Source organism: Nocardia sp. NPDC019395, assembly GCF_040632335.1.
GTDB lineage: Bacteria > Actinomycetota > Actinomycetes > Mycobacteriales > Mycobacteriaceae > Nocardia.
Window position 1 is genome coordinate 13,480 of record NZ_JBEYBT010000017.1, and the last position, 23,989, is coordinate 37,468.

19 protein-coding genes are annotated in these 23,989 nt (G+C 66.5%); 3 read left to right on the forward strand and 16 right to left on the reverse strand.

Translation table 11 applies throughout. The features are described from left to right. Positions 1–63: 63 nt before the first annotated feature. From eccCa to eccD, 3 genes are read right to left on the reverse strand one after another with little or no spacing between them, the layout of a single operon-like run. Positions 64–4,131 (reverse strand): type VII secretion protein EccCa, encoded by a 4,068-nt coding sequence (eccCa, locus tag ABZ827_RS26155; RefSeq protein WP_357241835.1) that lies wholly within the window; start codon positions 4,129–4,131, stop codon positions 64–66. Positions 4,132–4,176: 45 nt separating this feature from the next. Then, a complete protein-coding gene (mycP, locus tag ABZ827_RS26160) occupies positions 4,177–5,586 on the reverse strand; it encodes a type VII secretion-associated serine protease mycosin (RefSeq protein WP_357241837.1) in 1,410 nt (469 codons plus the stop codon). Continuing rightward, positions 5,583–7,070 (reverse strand): type VII secretion integral membrane protein EccD, encoded by a 1,488-nt coding sequence (gene eccD, locus ABZ827_RS26165; RefSeq protein WP_357241840.1) that lies wholly within the window; start codon positions 7,068–7,070, stop codon positions 5,583–5,585. The genes mycP and eccD overlap by 4 nt, the downstream gene beginning before the upstream one ends. A gap of 279 nt (positions 7,071–7,349) precedes the next feature. On the opposite strand from eccD, the gene eccA reads away from it, so the two are divergent. Next, positions 7,350–9,188: a type VII secretion AAA-ATPase EccA gene (gene eccA / locus ABZ827_RS26170; RefSeq protein ID WP_357241843.1), complete on the forward strand. Its 1,839-nt coding sequence runs from the start codon at positions 7,350–7,352 to the stop codon at positions 9,186–9,188. A 45-nt stretch (positions 9,189–9,233) separates the two neighbouring features. Here the strand turns inward: eccA and eccB are convergent, their stop codons facing one another. Continuing rightward, complete coding sequence (eccB, locus tag ABZ827_RS26175; protein WP_357241846.1) at positions 9,234–10,736, reverse strand: type VII secretion protein EccB; 1,503 nt, start codon at positions 10,734–10,736, stop codon at positions 9,234–9,236. Between the two features lie 138 nt (positions 10,737–10,874). Here eccB and eccE point away from each other — a divergent pair, with 138 nt between their 5' ends. Beyond that, entirely contained in the window at positions 10,875–12,665 is a 1,791-nt protein-coding gene (gene eccE, locus ABZ827_RS26180) for a type VII secretion protein EccE (protein WP_357241848.1), read from the forward strand. Positions 12,666–12,757: 92 nt separating this feature from the next. Here the strand turns inward: eccE and ABZ827_RS26185 are convergent, their stop codons facing one another. The 9 genes from ABZ827_RS26185 to ABZ827_RS26225 all read right to left on the reverse strand — a co-directional run bounded on the left by ABZ827_RS26185 (position 12,758) and on the right by ABZ827_RS26225 (position 18,227). Further along, positions 12,758–13,057 (reverse strand): type VII secretion protein EsxR, encoded by a 300-nt coding sequence (locus ABZ827_RS26185; RefSeq protein ID WP_357241852.1) that lies wholly within the window; start codon positions 13,055–13,057, stop codon positions 12,758–12,760. Between the two features lie 52 nt (positions 13,058–13,109). Further along, positions 13,110–13,418: a WXG100 family type VII secretion target gene (locus ABZ827_RS26190; RefSeq protein WP_357241855.1), complete on the reverse strand. Its 309-nt coding sequence runs from the start codon at positions 13,416–13,418 to the stop codon at positions 13,110–13,112. 84 nt (positions 13,419–13,502) lie between these two features. Continuing rightward, positions 13,503–14,294, reverse strand: coding sequence for an ESX secretion-associated protein EspG (locus tag ABZ827_RS26195; protein ID WP_357241858.1), 792 nt, complete (start codon positions 14,292–14,294; stop codon positions 13,503–13,505). A 6-nt stretch (positions 14,295–14,300) separates the two neighbouring features. Then, positions 14,301–15,293 (reverse strand): PPE domain-containing protein, encoded by a 993-nt coding sequence (locus ABZ827_RS26200; protein WP_357241861.1) that lies wholly within the window; start codon positions 15,291–15,293, stop codon positions 14,301–14,303. Between the two features lie 34 nt (positions 15,294–15,327). Continuing rightward, a complete protein-coding gene (locus ABZ827_RS26205) occupies positions 15,328–15,660 on the reverse strand; it encodes a PE family protein (RefSeq protein ID WP_357241864.1) in 333 nt (110 codons plus the stop codon). Between the two features lie 36 nt (positions 15,661–15,696). After that, positions 15,697–17,136, reverse strand: coding sequence for a hypothetical protein (locus ABZ827_RS26210; protein WP_357241866.1), 1,440 nt, complete (start codon positions 17,134–17,136; stop codon positions 15,697–15,699). Further along, the gene (locus ABZ827_RS26215; RefSeq protein WP_357241869.1) at positions 17,133–17,450 is read right to left on the reverse strand and encodes a type VII secretion target; all 318 of its coding nucleotides are present in this window, start codon (positions 17,448–17,450) and stop codon (positions 17,133–17,135) included. Before ABZ827_RS26215 ends, ABZ827_RS26210 begins: the two co-directional genes overlap by 4 nt. Before the next feature lie 97 nt (positions 17,451–17,547). Then, a complete protein-coding gene (locus ABZ827_RS26220; RefSeq protein WP_357241872.1) occupies positions 17,548–17,835 on the reverse strand; it encodes a YbaB/EbfC family nucleoid-associated protein in 288 nt (95 codons plus the stop codon). Positions 17,836–17,873: 38 nt separating this feature from the next. Next, positions 17,874–18,227: a hypothetical protein gene (locus tag ABZ827_RS26225; protein WP_357241875.1), complete on the reverse strand. Its 354-nt coding sequence runs from the start codon at positions 18,225–18,227 to the stop codon at positions 17,874–17,876. Positions 18,228–19,102: 875 nt separating this feature from the next. Between ABZ827_RS26225 and ABZ827_RS26230 the strand changes: the two genes are divergently transcribed. Beyond that, positions 19,103–19,441: a hypothetical protein gene (locus ABZ827_RS26230; protein ID WP_357241878.1), complete on the forward strand. Its 339-nt coding sequence runs from the start codon at positions 19,103–19,105 to the stop codon at positions 19,439–19,441. A 19-nt stretch (positions 19,442–19,460) separates the two neighbouring features. On the opposite strand, the gene ABZ827_RS26235 is transcribed toward ABZ827_RS26230, so the two are convergent. From ABZ827_RS26235 to ABZ827_RS26245, 3 genes are all read right to left on the reverse strand, one after another. Then, a complete protein-coding gene (locus ABZ827_RS26235) occupies positions 19,461–20,258 on the reverse strand; it encodes an ESX secretion-associated protein EspG (RefSeq protein ID WP_357241881.1) in 798 nt (265 codons plus the stop codon). Next, positions 20,255–22,063 carry a hypothetical protein gene (locus ABZ827_RS26240; protein WP_357241884.1) on the reverse strand — a complete coding sequence of 603 codons (1,809 nt, stop codon included), beginning with the start codon at positions 22,061–22,063 and terminating at the stop codon, positions 20,255–20,257. The genes ABZ827_RS26235 and ABZ827_RS26240 overlap by 4 nt, the downstream gene beginning before the upstream one ends. A 276-nt stretch (positions 22,064–22,339) precedes the next feature. Then, positions 22,340–23,908 carry a hypothetical protein gene (locus tag ABZ827_RS26245; protein ID WP_357241886.1) on the reverse strand — a complete coding sequence of 523 codons (1,569 nt, stop codon included), beginning with the start codon at positions 23,906–23,908 and terminating at the stop codon, positions 22,340–22,342. Between the last annotated feature and the right edge of the window lie 81 nt (positions 23,909–23,989).

A 23,989-nucleotide genomic window follows, 5' to 3' on the forward strand; every position in this document is an offset into this window, starting at 1 on the left:
TCCGGCCGCCGCGACACCGCGGCGGCCGGACATCCGACACTGAAGCGCGTTACACCGTCCGGGTCATCCGAGCGGGTCGAGATGCGCGATATGCACCATTTCGATACCGCGACTGCGGGATACGAGGGTGCCGCGACCGGGGGGCAGTTTGGTCGGGCGGACATCGCCGACGAGTTTGCCTTCGTCCTTGGACCCACTCATGATCAACGTTTCCACCGACATGTTCTTCATGGTGCCCAGGATCGGGTCGAAGAGCGCCCGCGACACACCACCGATCCGCCGGGCAATAATGAGATGCATTCCGAGATCGCGTGCCTGCGGGAGGAATTCGATCAGCGGCTGGAACGGGTTGGCACTGCCGGCGGCGACCATATCGTAATCGTCGACCACGATGTAGATCTCCGGACCGGACCACCAGCTGCGTTCCCGCAGCTGCTGCGGCGTGATATCCGACCCGGGAATGCGTTTGGCCAGGTAGGCAGCCACTTCCTTGATCATCGGAGCGCAGGTCTGCGATGAGGTCGAATATCCGGCCAGCTGATCGCCCTCGAGCACCCCGAGCATGGTGCGGCGGTAGTCGATCATGATCACCCGGGCTTGTTCGGCGGTCGAATTCTCGGTGATTCCCATGACGATATTGCGCAGCAGGGTGGTCTTTCCACATTCCACATCGGCGAAGGCCATGAAATGCGGCTCGGCGTTGAAATCCATGACCAGCGGCTGCAATTCGGATTCGCCGAGCCCGACCACGATCTTGGTCGGGCCGTTCTCCATACCGAGGGCCCGTGCCTGTTCGATCAGCTCGGCGCGCTCGAACTGCAACGGCAGCATCCGCACCTGGGGCGCGAGGCGGTTCGGATACAGCGCAGCCAGCTCGGTACGCGCCCGCGTCACCCCTTCGGCCAGGTCGGACGGATCCGAGTTCGAATCCAACCGCGGCAGCGCGATGAGCATATGCAGATGGTCGGCCGTCAGGCCGCGACCCGGACGCCCCATCGGAACCTGGTGGGCGACCCGGCGACCCATTTCCGAATCGGTGGGGTCGCCGAGACGCAGTTCGATACGGGTACCGATCTGATCCTTGACCACCGGGCGGATCTCCGCCCAGCGCGAAGCGCCGATCAGCAGGTGGATACCGAACGACAGTCCCTGTCCGGCAATAGCGTGTATCTGCGGTTCCAGGACATCGAACTCCTCGCGGACCGCGGCCCAGCCGTCGATCACCAGGAACACATCACCGAACGCGTCCTCGGGGAACGGGTCGGCGATGCCCTGCTGCAGGGCGGCGAATTTGCGCCGGCGGTACTCGGCCATCGATTCGATCCCCTGCGCGGCGAACCGCTCTTCCCGCTGGCGCATGAGCGAGGTCAGCTCGGCGATTGTCCGGCGCACCCGGTTGCCGTCGAGCCGCCCCGCGACCGAACCGACATGGGGAACGCCCACCAGACCGGCCATACTGCCGCCACCGAAATCCAGACAGTAGATCTGCACCTGCTCGGGCGTATGGGTTGCGGCGGTGGCCATGATGATGGCGCGCAGGGTCGTCGACTTACCCGATTGCGGGCCGCCGACAACCGCGACGTTGCCCTGGGCACCCGCCAGATTGATGGTCAGGACATCGCGGCGCTGTTCGTACGGTTTGTCGATCACACCGATCGGCATCCACAGCTGCCCGTGCCGGTTGACCGGCGACCGCCAATCCGGATCCGGCAGCAACATATCCACCGTCGGCGACTCGTCCAGCGGCGGCAACCACACCTCGTGAGCGGGCCGGCCGTGGCCGGTGAGGCGATTGACCACCACATCCAGCAGCGAGTCCGGGACGCCCTCGCCATCGAGATTGGCCCCAGCGCCAGCTACTTCCGACGGCGGCGGCGGAAGTTCGAGCAGCGGGTTGAACGCGGCGGCAGCGCCCTCCGGCCCGTCCTCGGACTCCACTGTCTCGGGCGCCTCGACGGGCGCCGCGGTGAATACGGCCGGGCGCTGCCGGGCGACCGGGCTGCCGTCTTCGGTGGCGGTGCCCTGGGGCGCCTCGTAGGGGCCGGACACATAACTGGCGTTGAAACGCAATGGGTCGGAGGCGTCGCTCTTCAGATAGCCGGAGCCGGGAACACTGGGCAGATGGTAGGCATCGGTGATGCCCAGGACCGCCCGGGATTCGTTCGCGGAGAAGGTACGCAGGCCGATCCGATACGACAGATGCGATTCGAGGCCGCGCAGTTTGTTCTCCTCGAGGCGCTGCGAGGCCAGCAGCAGATGGACATGCAGGGAGCGGCCGAGGCGGCCGATCATCACGAACAGCTCCGCGAAATCCGGTTTCTGCGAAAGCAATTCGGAGAATTCGTCGACCACTACGAACAGCGCGGGCAACGGATCCAGCGGTACGCCGGCGGCACGCGCCTTCTCGTAGTCGTTGACATTGGCGTAGTTACCGGACGATCGCAGCAGTTCCTGGCGCCGGTTCATCTCACCGGCCAGCGCGTCTTTCATCCGGTCGACCAGGGACAGTTCGTCTTCCAGGTTGGTGATCACCGCCGCGACATGGGGCAGTGGGTCCAGGCCCAGGAAGGTCGCACCGCCCTTGAAGTCGACCAGTACGAGGTTCAGCGCATCGGGTGAATGCGTGGTGACCAGCGAAAGGACCAGGGTACGCAGGAATTCCGATTTACCCGAACCGGTCGCGCCGATGCACAGACCGTGCGGGCCCATACCGTTCTCGGCGGATTCCTTGATATCGATCTCCACCGGTGTCCCGTCCGGGGTGATGCCGATCGGGACCCGCAGCCGTTCCCGGGCGGTCCGTGGCCGCCATACTCGCGCGGCATCGATCTGAGCGGCATCGGAGATCTTCAAAAGCGCCATCAGACCGGGGTCGGAAGTGGTGCCCTCGCCGAGGCTGACGATCTGTGCCGCGGTCGCGAGCCGGTATCGGGCCAATGCCCGCGAAAACGCCTCGGCCTCCGCGATACTCACCGCATCGGCGTCGGCGAACCGCTCGGTACCCGCGGCGCTCTTCGCCGCGACCTCGCCGTTCGAACACACCAACTGCAGCCCGCGGCGGGCGGCGAGCCCGCCTTCGGGAGCGGTGAGGTCCAGAACCGTCACCGAGTCCAGACCGGACTCGGCGACCAGCCGCTCGTTACCGCTCACATAGCCGTCATCGATGACCACGATCAGATGCAGCCGGCCCTGGGTGGGCTGCGGGTTGCGCATGAACCGGCCGCGCTCGATCAACTCGGCCGACAGCGCGGTCTCCAGTTCACCCAGCGACTGGTACATCATCCGCACCGATCCCATACCGTCGCGCTGGACCGGATGCTGGAGATGCGGCAGCCATTTCGCCCACGACCAGACCGGGCCGTCGGGATCGCTGCAGACCACTGCGATGGCCAGGTGGTCAGGGCCGTGAAAAGTCGCCAGCTCCATGAGCATCGAACACACGAGGTTGCGTGACTCGCGGGCATCGCCGCCGATATTGACCGCGGGAAAGGCGCGCAACGAGACGGCGGTCGGCAACCGGTGCACCACCGAATGTGTACGCACGAACCGACGTAACGCCACGGTCGATACCGGTTCGAGGTCCTCGAGCGGACCCGTTTCCGGGCGGGCGAGTTTGGTGGCCAGGCGATGGCTGCCCAGCCCGACGCGCACATGTCCGAAATCCGGATCGTTGGGGCGGCGCTCCCACATCCGCCGCGTACCCACCAGCGAGAGCAGATCGGCGGGTTCGGGATGGCTCCAACCGAGTGATTCGAGCTGTTTGACGCCGGTGCGGCGGACATCCTTGCGGATCTGGTCCAGGTACCGGAAATAGTCCTTGCGTTCCTCGTTCAGCTCGACCGCGCGTTTGCCGCCACCGCCCCGGAACCCGGCCATCATGCCGACCATCGACATGATCATCATCATCGGGAACATCATCATCATCGGATTGGCGAGCAGATTGCGGCCCATCATCGCCATCATGCCGATCATGCCGATCACCGCGATCACCATGATCACCGGCATGAGTTTCATCATCAACGGGGCCGGGATGGCGCGCGGGACCTCCGGGGGCGCCGTCAGCGCGACCTCACCGCCCGGAGCCCGGGGTGGGGCGATACGGGGGCGGCGCACAAAGCCTTCGGTAGCCATGATTCCTTCTTCGATCGGCAGCCGGCGGGTCGATAACGAGCCGTGTCAGGGATCCAATTCCAGGTCCAGATCACTTTGTCGGCGGCGGAATGGATACGCCACCGCCGCCCCGATGGCCAGCCCGGACAGACAGACCACCGAACCGATGATCGCGATCCAGCGTTGTCTGGGGTCGGGCCCCGGCGGATGAGCCGGTGCGGCAATGGGTACACCGGCCGCGGCACCGACACCCACCGGTTCGACCGGCAGTTCGGCGGTGAGGGCGGCGAGCGGGTCGATCAGGCCGTGACCGATCTTGTCGTCGCGGCCGGCGCCCGGCCCGTGCGCGGTGCGGGTGATCCGGTCCATAACCTGAGCGGCGGTGAGCTCCGGGAAACGCGCGCGCACCAGGGCCGCGAGACCTGCGACATAGGGCGCGGCGAAACTCGTCCCCTCCACCGAACGGACGCCCTCGGACGTCTGCACACCGTCGACCAGGCCGGTACCGCCGGGTTTGCTGTCCAATGACACGATGCCGCGGCCGATCGCGGCCACCTGCACCCACGGCCCGTTCAGCGAAAGCTCGGAAACCTGCCCGTTCGGATCCACCGAACCGACCGCGAGCACGTACGGAGAGAACCAGGCCGGGCTGGCCACCGTAGCCACCGACTGCCAGCCGGAACCGGTGTTCTGATTCTTGCAGGCACCGTCGCTCTGCAGGTTCCCGGCCGCGGCGACCACCACCACATTGCGCTCGAAGGCATACTTCACGGCGGCACCCAGCGCACCGTCGGCGGTATCGAGTCCGGCCTGGGTACAGGCGACTTCGGAGATATTTATCACCGTGGCGCCCAGGTCCACGGCGCGCACCACGGCGCCCGCGAGGGTCAGCACAGTACCGTAACCGTCGGTGCTGATCTTTCCCGGCGCGTCGCGGTTGTTGTTGTCCTTCTTCTCGTAGGCCAAGCTCAGCTGACGGATACTCAGGATCTCCGCATCGGGTGCGACACCGGCGAACCCGTCCTCCGCGCTGGGCTGGGCGCCGATGATCCCGGCGACGAGGGTGCCGTGGCCGTCGCAGTCGACCGTGCCGTCGGAATCGGATACGTAGTCACCGCCGGGCTGCAGCCTCGGCAACCGGGGATGCCGGTTCACGCCGGTATCGATCACCGCCACCTTCTGACCCGCGCCCCGGCTGAACTGCCAGGCGGCCGGCAGGTTCAGCACATGCTGAGACATCGGGGGGGCGGTCGGCGGGGCACCGGTGAGCAGCGGTTCGGCGCATACCGCACTCTGCTCGGTCGGTTCCAGGGGTGCGGGCCGGCCACTGATCGCCTGCGCCGCGCCGAGCGCACCCGGGTCTATCGCGGGCTGCGGTACCGCCGCGGCGTACGAACCGGGCAGTGCCACCGCCGCGCCCAGCACGGCAGCGGCACACCCCAGGCGTACCAGCCGGCGGAGCGGGCCAGCACTCATATGCTCAGGTTCCGCGCCATACCGTAGATGCCCATCATCCAGAGCACCAGCGGGATCACCGCCATGATCAGCCCGTATTCGAAGAGTTCGATCATGCGCCGGACCACCGGGGTCACCTCGATATGCGGACCGATCACCCCGAAAGCGACCACGGCGAGAGTGAACGCCAGCAGGATCGCGGCACAGAGCAGGATGAGATCGCTGTCGCCGAAGGAAAGCCCGACGATCAATGCCACGAAGACGACGCAGGCGCCACCGATCAGCGTGGCCGCCTGGGTGATATCGGCGAACGACCGCCCGCGCAACGACAGAATGATCGCGGTGATCACCGCGAGGGTGATGCCCTGCCACCGGTAGGGCCCCAGTGGATCGGCGACCCCGAACGCCCCGATCACGGCACTGGCCGTGCACGCGACGATGAGGCCGGTCTGGAATCGATTCGCCGCCCGGGCCCGCTCGCCGAGTCCGGCGGCGGAGGGCAGCGCGGTGGCTCCGATGGCGCCGATACCCTCGATGGTCGGCCGTGGTTCGTGATCGGCCGGGTCGATCGCGGCACCGGCGGTCGGCACTGGTGGTACCGGCAGCCGCGCCAGCAGTGCCGCAAGCCGGGGCACCATGGAGAGAATCATGATCCCGGCGACCAGCAGTCCGGCACCCACCTTCGGCAATGCCGGATGCCAGATGAGATAGATCCCGGCGGTTACCAGCGCGATCACCGCGACAGCCGCCGCGCAGGAGAACAGCGTGGCGCCGACCCCGGTCAGCCGGTAGCCGAGGACGGCGGCCACCAGCAGCACCGAACTCCCCAGCAGCAGGTGGGGGCTGCCCAGGGTGCCCGGGACGACCAGCGCGGCGCCCCCGAACAGCAGCATCAGCCCGTCGGCGGACAACCACGAGCCGGTGAGTTCGTCGCCGTATCTGCGCGCGGTGATCCCCGCGGCGACCAGTGCGGCCAGTCCCGAACCGAGGAGAACCAGAGCCGGCGCGATCGGATCTCCGCTGCCCCGCGAGAGGACCAGTACGACCAGCGTCGTGAGCACGGTGATCGCCGATACGACCAGTCCCATCCAGCGGGCCGAGGATCCCGACCAACCGGTGAATTCCTCAGCGGTCAGGCGGGATACCGCGTCGATCACATCATCGAACAGTGCGGGCGCCTCTTTCGCGCCGACCGAGCGCAACACCAGAAGTTCACCGTCGTAGACCTCGGCCTCGGTGAGCGTCCGGCTCGGCGCGATGGCCTCACGCCCCAGTCTCGCCAGGGTCCAGTGCTGGGCATCGAGCGGGCCCGTATCGTCGTCGGAGTCCGGCAGGCCGGGGTTACGCGAATCGATCAGGGCCACCAGATCGCCGATGAAGCTCGCGATGGGCACCGTCGCGGGCAGTCCCACATCGACCTGCGTATTGCCTCCGATGACCGAAACCCGGCTCAGTTCCGGTTCCTGCGTGCGGATGCCACTGGGCGTTTCGACCACTGTACTCATTCCCCCACCAACGTCCCGATCAACAATTCACGCCTCGGCCGTTGCCAATTCATTTTCTCGCAATTCATAATTATGATCCCGGCCGACACCGCACCGCGGAACACGGTCCGTAGCAGCAACTTCGGCAATTGTCAAGCGCTCTCAGCTGGTTGGTCACACGCTGCCTTCTCCCGGCAACCGAACCTAATGTAACGGAGCGCCGGGGTGCGCGCGATCGGTAGTCTGGTATCCAGATAAACGTTCTCTTTACGCCTATCAAGAATTCGGGGAGCGCCTGCAATGACCGGCAACCGCCAAGCTCAACGCGCATTCGACGCCGGGGTTCTGTCGCTCGGATTGTCCATCGAAGGCCAGGAATCCACGCGCGACCTCGAGTACGCCAAGCTGGCGTTCCAGCGCGCGACCGAATGGGATCCGGGCATGTGCGACGCCTGGCTGGGCCGGGCGGCCGCCGGGGAACTCACCAAAGATGTGCTGTTCAACCTCCAGAAGACCTGTGACAGCACGCTGTACCGCGAGCAGCGACGCGTGGGTCTGCGTCCGCGGGAACTCGCGGGCCGCTTCCAGCCGGGCCTCTACATCGACTACCCGCTGTCCAGCAAAACGGAGATATCGCTGGCATGGGCCGCGCAGCTCATCGCGGACAAAGATTTCGACGAGGCCGAGCGGGCCCTGGATCAGCTCGACACCTATCGCCGGGGCCGGCTCAACGACGCCGAACGCACGGCCGACGACCGGATCGCCGCCTATGTCCGCGGGATATTGCACTACACCACGCAACGCTGGCCCGATGTCATGAGCGTGCTGGCCGGGTCGGCGGAATGGGACGACCCGTACCTGGCGGCCGGCGCGCACGTCATGACCGGAACAGCCTGTGCCCAGCTGGGTTTGTTCGCCGAATCGATCCGCCGGATGCAGGCAGCCGAACAGGGGCCGATCCCCGCCGCACGTTCCACGGCCATGTTCTGCCGGGGGCTGTGCCTACGCGAAACCGGTAACGAGGAGGAAGCACAGGCCCTGTTCGAGAAGGTGTACTCCCAGGCACCCGACTTCGACGCCAACGCTTCCGCCATGCGCGACCGCACCTACCGGATCACCATCACCAACCGGGAGGTCATCGAAGCCCGTACCGATAAATGGGATCCGGCCTCCTCGCCCACGATGGAGCAGATGAACCGGGCCGAGGTACAGGACCGGGCCAAGGAGACGCTGGCCGAGGCGCGGGCCGAACTGGACTCCCAGATCGGCCTGGCCTCGGTGAAAACCCAGGTCGCCAAACTGCAGTCGACCGCCCAGCTGGCCAAGATCCGGGCCGAGAAGGGGATGGCCAGTGCGCCGCGCGGCCAGCACCTGGCGTTCACCGGGCCACCCGGTACCGGTAAGACCACCATCGCCCGGGTGGTCGCCAAGATCTACTGCGGCCTCGGGTTGCTGCAGACGGAGAAAATGGTCGAGGCCAAGCGCGCGGATTTCGTCGGCGAACATCTGGGCAGCACCGCCATCAAAACCGGCAAGCTGATCGACAGCGCGATGGACGGTGTTCTCTTCATCGACGAGGCCTACACCCTGATCCAGACGGGCCTGTCCGGCGGTGACGCGTTCGGCCGCGAGGCCGTGGATACGCTGCTGGCCCGGATGGAGAACGACCGCGACCGCCTGGTCGTCATCATCGCCGGCTACGACGGCGAGATCAATCGGCTGCTCGCCGCGAACGACGGTCTGGCCTCACGTTTCGCCAAACGCCTGCAGTTCCCGTCCTACAGCGCGACCGAACTCGGCCAGATCGGTGAGGTCATCGCGAAGAAGCGGGATTCGGATCTGTCCGACGAAGCGCTCAAGGTGCTGATCCGGACCTGCGACCGGCTGTACGCGATGGAGAGCACCGATCAGAGTGGGCAGCCCCGCCGCGGTGTGGATCTCGCCGGTAACGGCCGGTTCATCCGCAATGTGATCGAGGCGGCCGAGGAGGAACGCGAGTTCCGGCTGGCCAACGACGAATCCCTGGATCTCACCGAGATCGACGAGGCGGTCCTGCGGCGTATCGAGGAACCGGATATGCGGCTGGCGCTGGCAACCATCCTGGAATCGCTGAACATCGGCTGGACAGACCCCGGCTGAGGCCGTCCACGAAGCCGCCGGCCGGCGCGATACCGCGCCGGCGGATCAGCCTTCGGTCAGCGAATCGTGGCTGACCAGAGCCTCTCGCGGATTGAGGGTGGCACCGGGAACGAGCTGGCTGATGATGGCCCAGGGCGCCAGGTGCGGCGTATCCCCCAAACCGAGTACGTTCGCGGTGGCCGGATCGGGTACGCCGTAGCGGATTCCGTTGTCGGCGACATAGAACAGGCTCCCGCGCCGGGGGCTTCCCGGTTCCAGGCCGGTGATCTGAACGTATTCGCCGTGCGCCGGTTCGACATACACCTGGTCCACCCGGTCACCGCTGCTGTCCGCCGTCGCCAGCGCAACCGGTTGCGCCGATTCCGCGATCGGTAGCCTGTTCCCGATCAGCAGACCCACCGACGCACGCTCCCCTGGCCCCTCACCGGCACCCGCCTCCACCGGCGTGGTCCCCGGCGATTTCGCCCAGGCGACGCAGGCGACCGGGCCGTCCTCGGCGTCGACTATCTCAGGGATCTGCCCGGGAAAATCGTCCACCGGCAGCCGGTGCACCACCGCCACATCGTCGAGCGCATCGGGCGGCATGACCGCGACATCGCTCATCCCGTGCGAATCGGCGTACCGGATCACCTCGGCGGTGAAGGGTGACACCGGCTGGACCCCGTCGGCGAGTACGACATACATTTCCGGGCCGGCATGACCGCCGACACCCGCGACGGAGATGATCCCGCCGATCGGCACCTCGGACAGCCGTCCCGGACCGGGCTCACCCGCACGATCGATCACCGGCGCCTTCAACGCCGGCACCTGCGTGGTGGCACCGAGAAAGCCGGTGCCGACCGGGCGCGGGCGATGAGCCGGTAGGTCCAGGGCGCGGTCGAGCACCGAATCATTCGGATCGACCTCGGCGCGTTTGCCGTCGTAGACCAGGTAGGTCTTATCGTCGCGGGTCACCAGCAGCGATTCGGCGGGTCCGGCGGCGCGGATCCGGTCGGTGAGCGCGGGAGCGCCGGATACGACCGTCGTGGTCGCTCCCGCCGCCGATGCCGCACTACCGCCCGCGGACAATTCGATGGACTCGCACAGCGACCAATGCGAATCACCGTCTTGTGCCGAGCCCGGGAGCGCGGCGGGGGCGCCGGGTATTCCCAGCAGTGGGCCGCGTGGCAGATCACCCAGTTTGTCGTCCTTGACCGCATGCGGCTCGGCGTTACTGCCCGTGATCAGCCGCGCGGACGCCAGATTGAGGACCGGATGCAGAGTCTGGCTGCCGTCTTCCTTCTTGACCACCACATACAGTGCCCCGCTGGATTTACCGGAGACGATGAGAGCGTCGCCGATCGAACCCTGGGGGCGTAGGAGGGCGAGGATCGCCGCACCCGCGACGATGAGGATCCCGAGCACCAGACCGACCAGCAGCGAACGGATCTGCGAACGCATCGGATCGTGCAGCATCCGCACATCGCGACGCACCAGCGCGTGGTCGATACGGCGTAGCAGGAAACGGTACCCGTTCACCTGGGCACGGGTGGTCAGCTGTGCTGGCACTGGGGACTCCATCGCGCTCTCGACCGCAATCTCTTTCGACACGGTACCGTAATCCCCGATGGTTACGTCGGCCCGAATCGGTGGAATCGCTGATGACGCACCGGTACGCGAATGCGGCCGAGGCAGGAACAAACAACTGTGAACGAAACGATGAACACCGGGGAACCACAATCCGTAACTCCGGAATCAATGGTTTCCCCGGATTCGGTCAATAGTCGCCCGTCGGCCTACGACACCTTGCGGGACCCGGAATTCTGGCTGTTCCGTATCTTTCCACTCCGAATAGTCGTTCCCGGTGTTCTGTTCGCCGCGGCTATCGCGTGGATCGTGCTGGCCTTCACCGATTCGGTCTGGTATTCGCTCGGCGCCGGGATCGCCACGGGGCTCATCGGACTCACCCCCATCGGCGGTCGCACCCTCATCGGCCGCTTGGGCGGGCTCGCGGCCCGGCGTGGGCGAATCTCCGCCGAACGTTTGGAACAAGCCGCCGCGTTCGATGTCCCGCTGCCCGAAGGCGGCGGGTACGGGGTCCGGTGGGACGGGGATCTGCTGCTGGCCATGCTGCGTATCGATCCGCCCCCGGACACCCTGACACTGCTGCGGCCGGGATCGCTCAGCACCGAACAACTGCTTCCGTTACCCGAAATCGCCCGCTGCCTCGACCAATTCGATCTGACACTGGCCAGTATCGACGTGGTGAGCACCGGCGCCCGCACCGCCGGAACGAGCATCGCCGCACACCTCTACGACCGGATCCTCGGCCCCCTGCCGGCCATCGCGCACCGCACCTGCTGGCTGGTGCTGCGGCTGGATCCGCTGGCCAACGCCGAAGCCGTGGACAACCGCGGCGGCGGCGGAACCGGGGCACTGCGCGCGGCCATCATCGCGACCCGGCGGGTCGCGAACCGGCTGGCGGCCCACGATATCGCCGCATCGGTACTCACGGCGACAGAGATGAATGCCGCGGTCCGCGCACTCACCCACGGTTTCGCGGTGGACCAGATCACCGAATCGCCGAAATGGCTGGAATCCCAAGGCCGCCACCTCGCGCAATACCAGATCAGCGCGGATATGGTGGGCCCGCGGGGCCTGGCCGATATCTGGGCGGTACCCAGCCTGTCCACCACGGTGACGCTGCGGCTGCGCCCGGGTATCAATCGCAACGATCCGCATACCGAACTGGCGGATACCGTGGTCCTCAACGCCGTGGTCCGGTTCGATACGGTCGAACCGCCCGAGCAGCCACCGCTGCCCGGTCTGCGCGAGCTCTACGGCAATCAGCTGCGCATCCTGCTCGATACGCTGCCGGTCGGCTACACCGGACGCTGGGGACGAGAAGTGGCCTACCGGGGCACGCTGACCGCACTGAGCGAATTCACCGTTCCCACAGCGGGTTGCGGGCAACTCATCGGCGCCGACGATATGGGCCAGGGTATCGCCGTACCCCTGATCGGTGAGGGAACCCGGCAGCTCGAGGTGATCGGCTCGCTGGACCTCGCGCAACAGGTCATCCTGCGGGCCACCGGTCTCGGCGCCCACGCGATTGTGCACACCTCCCGCCCGGAAGCGTGGCAGACGATGGTGCGCAACCTCGATACCCCACAGGTCCTCACCATCGCGCCGCGCGCCGCGGGAGCGACCTTCCATCCACCCGGCCCGCCCCCGTTGCCGACAGCCCCTTATCCGAGCACCACAGTCCTGGTATTCGACGGTGTCCCACCGGTTTCCCATGCCGGCGGCGCGACGATCGTGCACGTCCGGCAACCACACGAACCGGCCGGGTCGATCGATGCCGATGTTTCGCTGATCCAGGACCCCGCCGCGCCGAACCGGGTCACGGTACGCACCCCGGCCGTCACGACGACGGTGAACATGGTGACCACCCGGGAGGAAATGCACTACATCGGCGAATCCCTCGCCGCACGCTGAACCGGCGCCGGACATACGAAACGGCCGGTTGGATCCTCATCCGATCCAACCGGCCGTTTTCGTACCGTCTGTCGAACGGTGCGGAGAACCGATCAGGCGAAGGCAGCGAACCCGTCGCCGATTTTCTTATCGGTCTCCAACGCGCGGTGCAGCGCGTTCTCCACCGCGATGGCGAGCTGGTCGAGCTTGTGGAGGGTGTCCTCCAGCTCGGTGTTCACCTTGGCGTGCGCCGCGGTGAAACCGTCCTGCGCGCCCTGGCTGGCCATGGCGGCGAGGAAGTTGTCCTTGGCGGTACCGAGGGCCTCGATCTCACCCTGGATCTTGCCGCCCTCGGTCTTCAGCGCGTCGAACAGCGCTTCCATCGTGGGCTTGTCGTACAAAATATCGCTCATGTTCCCATTCCTTCTCGGTCGAGCAGATAGGTAGAAATACGGCTGGGCCGGGTCAGAGGCTGGTGTAGCCGCCGCCGGGGATGAAGGCGTCCTCATCCATTCCCAGGATCGACTGGGTGGCATCCTCGGTGGCCTTGGTCAGCTCGTCCAGCGTCTGGTTGAGCTTGTCGGACTCGTCGCTCCACGCCTGCGAGGTGGTGACGAACGACGCGTTCGCGTCGCCCTTCCAGCCCGCGCGAGCCGCATCGCCGGCCGAGTCCACGGCCTTCACCGACAGCCGCAGATTCTCGATGGCCTGGTACATCTCGCCGGTCGCCTTCTTGACCAGCTCGTGATCGAGATCAACACCCTGTGTCGTCATTATCGGGATCCTTTCGTGAGGTTGTATTTCCGCCGAGATCGGACGATCTCGCGCCGAAGAGAGCGGTGGTTATCACCAGGGGAATTACGGTGTCAGCCACCTCCCCCCGGGCAGGCCTTCGAGCAAGGCGGCAATCGCCTGGGCGACCCGATAGTCGCTACCCGTTGTGACCGTCGACCAGATCTGTTGATCCGGTGAAACTGTGGGGGCGGCGACCAGCCGCCCGCGTTCGGTGTCGTACACCGCGACCGCACCGGCGGCGCGGGTGGACTGTCCGTCCTCGTGGCTGTAGGCCACGATCTCGGTGAAGGCTCGGCAGGAACCGAAGGCCGCGCCGAATATCGAGGCATCCCGGGCCGGCACCCCCAGTGCGTACATCGCGTCGATGTACGCACTGGTGTCCTGTGCGCGGTCCAGACGCTCGGCGAGGTCCACGGCCGGTGCGCTGAATCCGGAGACTTCCGCGGGTACGCACGGTTCGAGGGCACCCAGGATCGCCCGGGCGAGTTCTTCCGGTGAACCGTCGCACCACCACAGACCGAGTTCGAAGTCGTCACCGTTGCGTACCGCCACCGCGTGCTTGTCGTTCCGGTACGCCACGCATACCCGGACGACACCGTCCGGCGAGTAGTTCCGGGCGACCAGTTCGCGCTCCGGCTGGGCCAGCACGAAGAGGGCCTCGGCCAGGCCGATCTCGACATCGCCGTCCGAATCGAACACACCCGCCGCGTCGAGATCGGCGAGTGCCCGATCCCGTGCCGCGAGCCACGCGTCGTACGAATCCTGCTGCGGTCCCACCGATAACACCAGGGGCAACGTCTGCACGTCGAGCCGTTCGGCGACGGCCAGCAGCGCGTCGTTGGTCAGAGTCGTCATATCGGATCACCCACCCGGGTTTCCGTGCGCGCGAGCTCCGGGCGGCGTCGCCGCCGCTTCCACCCCACCCAAAACGGCGGGTGCTGCCTGGATATCGCCGGGGCCGGTGAACTCTTCGTCGTCGCCGGGCAGGGAAGCACGGGGAAAGCGCGACGGTTCCTGGGCACCGCCACCCCCCGCGGCCCCCATCATGCCGGGCGCGATCGGCGACCGTGCGGCGGAACTCGCATTTCCGGAACCGGTCGGCTGCGGCAATACTTCCTGCACCGCGGTGGATTTGGCGAATGCCGGAGCGGTATAAGCGGACAGCGCCCGCGCCGCCGTCGGTACCGAGAACCCGGCCGGTATTCCCCCCAGGCCGCCGACCGGTGCCGAGGCGCCCGGCGGTGGCGGTCCGGGTGTGACGGCGGCGGCGTTCTCCGCGGCCAGGGCCGTCTCCGGCGCGATCACCGGAGGCTGGGTCTGCTGCCACGCGAGAGCCAGTGGTTCGGTCGCCTTTTCGTAGTTCTCCATCACGCGGCTGGCCACTGCCTTGGCCATATCCGAATCCTTGTCCGCATCGGCGGCCACGGCCTTGATAGCCGCCCCCATGGAACCACCGACGGATTCGAGTATCTGCTGGACCTGCTGGATCTGCTCGATATCGGTGATGGCGGGCATGGCCAGCCGGGCGACCTCGTAGGCAGCGACCTGGACCTGGAAGCGCGCGGCATTCGCCGTCGCCGCGCCGGTCGCCTCGACCAGCCAATCCCGCAAACTCGAAATACGCTGCAGCACAACATTGCTCCGGTCGGAGCCCCATGCTCCGCGTACTTCGCTCACCGCTTTCTCGTACTCCACCACGGCCGCACCGAAGGACGCGGCCAACCGCGCCCACGCCTGGGCGGCTTCGGCCATCGGGACCCCTCCTGGTCCGGCGGCGAGGTCGCGGGCCAGCCGGTCGGCCGGCCGCGCGGGCCACACCACACCGGTGAAGCCGGGCTGTGGTGGTTCGATCATCGCTGGGAATCCCCTCCCTGTTCGAGGCCGGTGGTCAGGCCGCCGGCCCGCCGAAGTTCACGGCGTTATCGGATTCCATACCGCCGAACTGAGTGGTGCTCAGCCGCAGCGTGGCAGCCAGTTTGCGGATTTCGTACACACTGTCCTGAGCGCTGGTCAGGTATGAGGTGGCCACATCGTTCTGCGTCTGCGCGGCCCGGCCGGACACCTCGTCCACGCCCGCCGGGAGCACTGTCAGCGCGTCCTGGACCGCCGCGATATCCGCGGCCAGCCGGTCGGCCAGTTTGTCCAGCCCGGACGACGCCTTTCCGGCTGCGTCGGGGGCGAACCGGACGCCGTTGTACACCTCACCGATCTCGTTTTCCATGGGAAACCCTCCTGTGCGCCGATCACCGGCATCTGCCTAGAGCGTGAGTTCTTTATCCGGCGGTGGTTCGGTATCCGATTCCGCCGCCCCGACCACCGGCACCGCGATGCCGTCGATCTGCCCGACCACTTCGTCGCCGTAATCGGCCGAAACCGCGCCACGCGCCGAACCGTCCGTGGTCGACTCCCCGTCGCGGGCCATCCCCGCGGCACCCATTCCCGCACCCATCGGCATCATGCCGCCTTGGCCGGTGCTGGTACCCGAACTGGTTCCGGCCGTATTCGCGGCCGACGAGCCGCCCACAGCCGAACTCGACGAGCTGTTTCCCAAACCTCCGGGCGCGCCGACCGCACCCAGCGGGCCGGGCGTGGCGAGCTTCGATCCGGGGAAGGCGTTCAACGGCGCGGGCACGGCGCCGGCCATTCCGATACCACCGCCGGCACCCACCGGGCTGCCACCGGGGCCGCCCGCCTTCTCCCCCGGCTTACCGGGTTCACCGGGCCCGTCAGCGCCCGGAGGTTTCGGCCCACCCGATGAGTTGTTCTGCGCGGCCAGCTGGCTGAGCGACTGCCCTGCCTGGCCCATACCCTGACCGATCGATGTGGCGACCTGGCCCGCGCTGCTTATCAGCGGGGTGATCATCCCCATCACTTTCATCAACTGGTTGAGCTGCTCCCCGGATTTCACCCCGGTCGGCGCGCTGGTGACACCGACCTTCTGCCCGGCCTGCGCCATGAAGCCGCTTTCCACGGCCAGTTCGGCCTTGGTCTTGGCCGTGATCGCCATACCCTCGGTGGCCGCCTCCACCGCCGACACCACCAGATAGGCCTGGCCGCCCGGAGTACTGCAATACAGCGGCGCGAGGCCCAGTTTTACGGCGAAGGCACTGATCACGGCCATCATCGCGGCCGCGCCGGTACCGACCGACACCGCACCCTCACCGAGATGCTGCTTCTCCTGGACGCTTTGCGCCTCGAGCTTGCCGGCATCGGCCTGGGCCTCGGCCGACTTCGTCGCGGCCTCCGTCGCCCCCATGCCCTGCCACAGCGACATCACCGCCTGCAATGCCTGCGGAGCGACCTGCATAACCGTCTGCATCACGCTGCTGACCTGGGAGAGCATCTGCATCGGATCCGGCGCGGGCGGCGCGGGGGCCGCCGCCGGATCGCCGGAGGGCGCGGGCGGCGGAGCCGGGGCGAACTGCCCCGTCCCGAATGCGGATCCCAGATCGGTGAGCGGGCGCATCAGCGCGCTCAGATCGATCGTCGGCAGCGGCGGCATTCCCGGCAGTTGGCCGAATGCCGGAAACTCCGGCAGCGGCGGCAGCCCCATACTGCCGAGAATGTCGTTCACCGGCATATCCAGCATGGGTGCCAGCGCACTGCCCCGCAGCAGTTCCAGAACGGTCGGATCCAGCGGGTCGGCGCCGGGTGGTGGCTGCTGGCCCGGCGGCGGGGAAGCCGGCGGCGTCGTCATGGCAGGAGGTTCACCGTGCCGATATTCGCCGCGCTACCCGCGTCGGCGCCCTCGTAACTCGCCGCGGCTTGATACGCGGTGAGCGCGGTGCCGGCGTGTACACCCGCCAGCTCGGCGACCGAGGCAAGATGATTGGCCTGCGCGTACGCGAACGCGATGAGCATTTCTTGACCGATCAAACCGAAGACCGGGGTGGCCGCCGCGATCGTCGCGACCTGATCGACCTCGGCAGCGGCCGCTACTCCGGTGGCCATCGCCGCGGACGCGTTGCCGTATTGCCGAATCGCTTCCGGAAATGCATGTACGTGATTCATTTGGTGTCCAATCCCGAAACATCCCACAATGTTTCGTCAACAACGGTACCCAGCTGATACCAGCGCCCGCGATCGCGAGCCGGTTAACAATCGGTGACTACCTCGTGCTTTGCGAGTTGAAGGTGTTGATCATCTCCGCTCGTCGCGAAATCGCCTGATGGGCGGCCGCCTGCGCGGTCTCGACGAGCGTCTTCTCGAACGCTTCCGGCGAGAGCCGCGTGATCGCCGAGGTGAAACTCAACCCGGCCAACGCGGCGTTCCCATCGACCTCCACGGTCATCGAGCCGTCCGGCGAGGTCTCGGTGACCATGATCCCGGTCATCTCCTCGTGCAGATCGGTGAGGCGGTAGATCTGCTGCTGCACCTGGGCAATGAGTTCATCCATTGTTTCGACCATCGGCTACCTCCCGGACGCTTCCCACCTCATACCGAACGCAGCCAGCTCTGCGGTTCGGTGGCGTATTCCTGCTCGTCCACGATCTCCTGGCGCGCGACCTCCGCCTCGGTCGGCAGCCCGGTCAATCGCAACATCTCGGGCGTGAAACCCACCTCTTCCAGCTGCTTCCGGCGCTGGATCCCGGCTCGGCCCGCTGCTTGTTTGCACAGGCGCAGGATCTCGCCGGCCAGGGCGTCCGGATCGCGGCGGAGTTGGTCGGGATCCACAGATACTGCCAACGGCAGACCGGTTTCCGAGGTGCGCACACGGATGGAACCGGTGAGCGAATGGGCGGTGAACTCGGTGGGGAACTCCTCGTCCCCCTGGACAGTTGCGCTCATCGTCCTCCGTATCGTTGGAGCCGCTCGGTAACTTTGGAGACGCTCCGCGTCTCGAGGTCGGGGCCCTATTAACCCCGCGTCTTCACTCCGCCGCTCAGTCGCTGCGCTCCTTCGCTCTGTCGCTGCAGACGCGGGGCGGGCCCCGACCGTGTTGGTTTGCGGCGCCTTCGGTGGTGCCGGTCGAGTTCCATGTGGCCCGAGCTGCGTCGGTTTGTGCCGACGGTGTCGGTTTGCGGCATCTTCGGTTGCGGTCGGGGGCGGACCGGCGGCGGACCGGCTGCCGGACGCAGCATGAATCAGGGAGGTGAACTGGGGGTTATCAATCGGCGTGGGGATCGGTGAAAGCCGGTGCATACTGCGGAAACTGCTGGCGACGGGGATGGGTTGCCAAGGGTGGGAATATGTCCGGCGGGTGAACATCGGGTTCGGATATACGCTGGCACGGTCCAATCCCGGGACTCCCACCCCCGGACCCCACAAGTGAATCATCGTGAACCGACCGGCGCGCCGGTGGCCGACCAGCCACCACGTAGTGGGCCGGACAGATCGCGGCTGCCTATCGTGCCACGTTGCCTCGGCTGACGAATACCCCATCCCCGCAGAACCTCCTGATCGTCAGCGCTTCCCACAGCGATGCGGTACTCAGCGCTTCTCGATCGAGTCTTCTTGCCCGACGACACTTCTGTTAACAGTGTGCCCGGTCGGATGGGCTGTGTCGAAAAATATTTCGCCACGTCGTCGCGAGTGCTGCGTCGGCGACCGGCACAGAGTGGCGGATCGCGGAACGCCGGCCACCGGATCGAGCGCGGCGGACCGTATTCGTGCGCCGATCCCGATAATCTGATCTACGTGCACAAATGGGCGGAAGATCCGCGATGAAGCGTATCGACCTCAACCTGGACGCCACCTCGGTCGACGGAGATCTCCGGCTGGAACACAACGGGCAACCGTTCACCGGCGAAGTGGTCGAGGAACTCGTACCGGGCCAGCTGCTGTCCCAGGAGTTCTACGTCGACGGTCTCCCGCACGGCAGCACCCGGGAATGGTGGCCCGACGGGCACCTGAAATCCGAAGGCGAGAACTACCGCGGCAAACCGCGGGGCGTGCTTCGGCGCTGGCACCCGGACGGGCGGCCGGACACCATGAGCCTATTCGACGAGAACGGCGAACTATCGGCCGTAAAGAAATGGGACCGGCACGGTAGCCGAAGCTGAGTGTCGCCGAAAGTTCCGATCAACTCGGCACGTTCGCCCGTTCGTCCTTGATCGCCCGGACAATCTCCGCGATCTGCCGGTTCACCAGGCCGACCAGCCGCTTCCGGTCGACCGGCACAACCCTGGCCGGGTTTCCCGGGACTATCGCATACCGTCCATCGCCGGCAATATCGCGCCAGCCGATACTTCTGCGCCGGATCCCGCGTGGGCCGAAGCGAGAATACCCCTGGGCTATCGCGATCGTCCCGGATAGATCTACGGGCGCATCGCCGAACGAGCGGGCCCGCGCGGCTGGGTCGTCGCCGCCACGGTCGAGTACGGATGAGCGTCCGCGCGACCGGTCCGTGGGATCACTGCGCTCCCCCGAGACGAGCACGAAATCCGCGTTTCGGCCCCGTGCCGCTTGCGGCAGCGCCGCGACCACGGCATCGCCGAGCCCCACGACCTCGTGCTCGGTGACAGTGAACCCCTCGGCATGCCACAGAGTTTTTCCCGGCTTCTGGACGATCAGACATCCGCTGTCGCGTTTTCGCGCAGCCAGGAGCCGGATCGACCGCTGGGAGTTCTGCGCATCACTCCCGTCGAATCCTCGCACGACGATGCGGATATCCGGCTCGATCACGCAAGCCAGGATCTCTTCCACCTCCCGGCCCCACCGCGAACGCACCCGCTCCCAGGCCTCGATCTTCTCCAGTTGATGGTCGTCGTATCGTTCCGTAGCGCTGGTATAGACGAAGGGCGCGGGTAGATCTTTCTCCTTCATTGCCTCCCAGGCCGCCACGAACTCGATATCGGTGAACACCCAACTGCGGTTCACTGATCCACCACCGGTTTCGCTACCACCGCGGGGTCCCCGATCCCTTCCTCGAGCCATTCGGTGGAGTCGAGATAGTCGGCGCGTTTGTGATCTTTCTGCTGGCCCCCTTGTGCGCCGCCACCGGCGCCACCGCCCATGGGCATACCTCCCATGGGCGCACCGGCAGGGTTCGCCGACGCGGAAACCATACCGGCCGTCTGCCCGGAGGCAGTCGTGGCCAACGCCGCCCGGGGGAAGAGCTTCGCCGCCTTCTCCACATTCGGTGCCGGGGCGCCTTTGGGCATACCACCCGGTGCCCCCGAACTGCCGGCGGGGCCGGCGCCTCCGCCGAGACCGGCGGGCAGCTTGCCCGCCTTCTGCAGCGCCGACTGATAGTTCTTCACGGCATCTTGTAGTCCGGGCATACCCGGTAACCCGGTGATACCCGCCTGTTGCAGCGCCTGCTGCGCCGCGGTGGACAACTGCTGCCCCATCTGCCCCAGACTCTGCAGTCCCTGCTGGGCGGCCTGCAGAAGAGGCTGCGCACCCTGTTGCTGCTGCAACGACTGCTGTTGCTGCTGCAGGGCGGCCTCCTGCTGCTGCGCCTGTTCCTCCAGGTCCCGTTGGGCTGCCAGCAACTCGGCACGCTGCTGATCGATCTGTTTGAGAGCGGCCTGCTGCTGACTCGCACCGGGCGGGGTACCACCGCCGCCGTTGTTGCCACCGCCGTTGTTGCCACCGCCGTTGTTGCCACCGCCGTTGTTGCCACCGTTCTGACCCGGGTCGTCGGTTGTCGGGGGTACCGGCTCGGGGAGTATCGCAATCTTGCCGTCGGTGTTCTTCAGACCCGGAACATACGCCTCGTCCATCGCCCTGATAGCGGCATCGCGCTCGGCTTCCTTCTGCTTCTGCACATACGACGCGTCGCTCGTCTGCTCGCCATCGTCCAGGGGCGGGGCATCCCACTGCCCCATCTCGTACCAGGTCGCGGAAAGCCATTGCGAGGCGTACTCGAGATTGTCGCCGATCAGATTCATATTGGCGACCAGCTTGTCGGTGTCCTTACCGTATGCGTCGACAGCCGCGCGAGCGGCGTCGGCGCCGCCCTCAACACCGGGACTGCGCCAGGAGTTCTGCACCGAGACCATCTTGTTGACGAGGTCATCGAACTTCTCATCCAATTGGCCTGCCAGCCAACGCCAATCAGCCGCCGCCTGCGCCACCGTGACCGGCATCATCTGCCCGCCCTCGTTTCCCAGCGCCCGCTGCATCTCCTTATAGGCTTCGTAAGAGATGTTGTGCGGATTCTCCGGATGTACCTGCGGACTCTCGAATTCCACACCCTCGGTGGGTTCGTGGAGACTCCCCGGTAGACCGCCACCGTTCTCTCGCAAACCGGGGTACACGTAATCGGGGACCCGGGTGGTGTCGTTGAGGCGGGGGTTCGGCCGGTCGCTCAATGTTCCCGGTTTGTCCACCCGATCGATATCCAGGGCGGAATCGTCATCGGTGGCCGAATACGCCTTCCCGGCCGCGATGAACGTATCCATCATGTCGTTGAGGATCTTCTCGTGGTCGTCGAGGATCTCGCGCAGCTCCCGGCCTTTCTGGTTGAAGCGCTCCGTCAGCGCCGCACCCGACCCCAGGGTCGAGAACGGCGCCAGACTGTCGACCAGCTCCACCTTGCCCCGCACGGCCAGTACCCGGCCGAGGACCTCGTTGCATTTATCGGCGAGACCCTCGACTACACCGGGCTGGAGTTCCAGCGCTCCGCCCTCGGCCTGGGACGACAGGCCCGACCATGGATTGGCAGGTTCCGGTGCCATAGTTAACGCTCCTGCGGATTCGAAACTCGAAGGTACGGCGGCCTTTTATTCCCGACAACGGGTATAATGGCAAGCAGGCGGGATCTCATCTGCCGATATGATTTCCATAGCTCATTCCCTTGCGCGCCTCCTCATCGTCAACACCCCAACGCAGCACGGACCTCCAAGGGTACCCGCTGGACCTCGAGACCCGGTCGGCCTCTTGTTTAACGGGCGTCGAAGTTTCGGTGCCGGAATGCCGCTACGCGCAGCTCGCCGACTCCGGACACGGCCCACCTACACGCTGACACGATTCCGGTCGCGGAACCGCCGCTCGAATTCGGGGAGATACTGCGACGGCGCCACCGACGACGAAGATCGCTCCAGCGCTCCGTCGTCCGCCACATAGAAGATAGCTCGTCCGATCGCTATCTCCCCCGGCTCCACCGGGACATACACCATCCATCCGACGGATACCCGGTCGGCACGGAGCGCCTCCACATCGTAGGAGGCGGTATCGGCGCCACTCTCGTTCAGATACCGCGCGACCCGGGCGACCGCGTCCGCCGCGGCGATCGGCTCGGGCGATAACACCGCACCCATGAGGAGCTGATAGAACGCGTTATCGATATCGAAAGTCCCGTCCTCGCCGAAGATCTCCACCAGCATGTCGCGTGTAGCCGTCCCGGTCTCTGCCGCCGCGATCAGGGTGCCGACCGCCTCGCGCTGCCGCTCGGTGGGCTGCTCGCCGAGCAATCCGGTCACTATCCGGGCGACACTGTCGGCGGTCCGCAGGCCGGGTATCGCCTCGGCGAAATCGTCGGGGTCGGCTGAATCGCCGCTATACCACCGGCCGTTGTCCCACCAATAGCAAAAGGTCAACAGGCCCCTGCTCGCGCGGTGGTTGAGCACCGGATCGGCAACCCAATAAGGTGCGCCCCGATACAGTTCGGGCAGAGACTCGCCCCGGTTGTAGACGGCGTCCAGTTCCGGCGCGTCCCATTTCCCGCCCGACAGCACCGCACGGCCACCGGGCAGCTCGTACAGCGAGCAACCACTGCGGGTGGCGCCCTCGAACCAGCGCATCGCCGGCATCAGGCGCGGGCCCCACTGCGAGCGAACCGCGACGAATGCCGCGGAAAGCACCGCCCAGCGCGCCACCATCAGCGGTAGCGGCGGAAGCGCGTGGTCGTCCGTCACCGGGCTGATACCGGCTTCCCGATCCGCTCGGGCCCGGGCGGCGGCCACCTCCGGTGGGCGGAGCTGCCGGCCCGCGTGACGAATATGGGCAGCCAGCCAGATCGGCAATTTCTCGCGCGGATAGGCATCGAGGTCGGCTCGGTACGCCTCGGGACCGAAGAGCTGGTCTTCGGGGAACGGTTCGGCGCCGAAGTCGTAGTCGACCTCGATACGGCCTTCACCGGTGAGCGTGAAAAGCAGGCGCCACCAGGGCCCGTCGCCGAATCCGGAAGACAGGCGCCGATGGTCGCGGACCAACGTCATGATCTCCTGCGACGGGGTCGTACGCGCCACCAGCTGCTGGTTTTCGTCGGTATAGAAGGCGGTGCCGGTGCTCGCGACCACGGTCGCCGCGAACGCCACGTCCACCCGTTGCCAGCCGGGCGGCCCCTCGGCGACCAATTTGCGGGCGACCTGGTGCATGAGAGACCTGGCTTGCTCCGTGATATTCGAGGACGCATCCGGCGTAAAGCTCACGTCGGGTGCGTCCTCGTCGGGTTCCGGTGGATTCTCAGGGGCGGCGGACGGCGGCGCGTCGTCGGGTGTGGCCTCGGACGATCCCGCGGGCTGCGACTGTTGCGGATCTTCGGATCGCCGGTCCAGCGGTTCGTCGCCTGGTCTGCTCACTTCGTGGAACTCCCCTCTTCCGCGCACCGAATGCCCCTCGGGGCAGCAGAGTCGGCACCGGCTTCGTGATACTCGGATTTA